Source organism: Pseudomonas sp. Ant30-3 (assembly GCF_000690905.1).
Classification (GTDB): Bacteria; Pseudomonadota; Gammaproteobacteria; order Pseudomonadales; family Pseudomonadaceae; genus Aquipseudomonas.
Genome location: NZ_JMCL01000169.1, coordinates 1 through 1140, shown reverse-complemented (window position 1 = coordinate 1140; position 1140 = coordinate 1). Strand labels below are relative to the sequence as shown.

1 protein-coding gene is annotated in these 1140 nt (G+C 60.6%); it reads right to left on the bottom strand.

The window, feature by feature from the left end; all coding sequences use genetic code 11:
• Positions 1-170: 170 nt before the first annotated feature.
• Positions 171-1140 (bottom strand): betaine-aldehyde dehydrogenase (betB, locus tag DU29_RS0127975; RefSeq protein ID WP_028624663.1); only part of this gene is annotated, 970 nt, incomplete at its 5' end.

Below are 1140 nucleotides of genomic sequence, written 5' to 3'. Positions count from 1 at the left end.
CCACTTACTTTTGGCGAGGGAGCTTGCTCCCGTTCGGCTGCGCAGCAGTCGCAAAACAAGCGACCGAGTTCTGTCTGAAGAATGCGGTGCCTGGAATGGGGCCGCTTCGCAGCCCAGCGGGAGCAAGCTCCCTCGCCACAAAATGCCCCAGCCCCAGGTCCCGCGTCAGATCAGAAAACCGAGGCGTAATCGCCCAGTTCGACCTGTACCGATTTGATGCGTGTGAAGTTGTTCAGCGAGCTGATCCCGTTTTCGCGGCCCACGCCCGACTGCTTGTAGCCGCCGACCGGCATTTTCGCGTCGGATTCGCCCCAGGCGTTGATCCAGCAGATGCCGGCTTCCAGCTGATGAATCACGCGGTGCGCGCGGTTCAGGTCTTTGGTGACGATGCCGGCAGCCAGACCGAAGTCGGTGTCGTTGGCACGACGGATCACTTCTTCTTCGGTTTCGTAGGTCAGGATGCTCATCACTGGGCCGAAGATTTCTTCGCGCACGATGGTCATCTCGTCGGTGCAGTCGGTGAATACCGTCGGTGCCACGAAGGCGCCTTTGGCGAACTCGCCGTCAGTCAGACGATCGCCGCCGCACAGGACGCGCGCGCCTTCTTCTTTACCTTTGGCGATGTAGCCCAACACGCTTTCCATGTGGGCGAAGCTGACCAGTGGGCCGAAGTTGGTGTTTTCGTCTTGCGGGTTACCGATGCGGATGCGCGCCACACGCTCGGCGATCTTCGCTTCGAAGGCGGCTTGCAAGTGGCTCGGCACGAATACACGAGTGCCGTTGGTGCAGACCTGACCGGAGCTGTAGAAGTTGGCCATCATCGCGGTGTCGGCGGCGCGATCGAGGTCGGCGTCGTCGAAAATGATCAACGGAGACTTGCCGCCCAGTTCCATGGTCACGTCTTTCAGCGAAGAAGCTGAAGCGCTGGCCATGACCTTCTTGCCGGTGTCGGTACCGCCGGTGAAGGAGATTTTCTCGATGCGCGGGTGCTCTGTCAGCCAAGTGCCAACTTCACGGCCGCTGCCGGTCAATACGTTGAACACGCCTGCCGGCACGCCCGCTTCGGTGTAGATCTCGGCCAGTTTCAGGGTGGTCAGGGAAGTGACTTCGCTCGGCTTGAAGATCATCGCGTTACCGGCG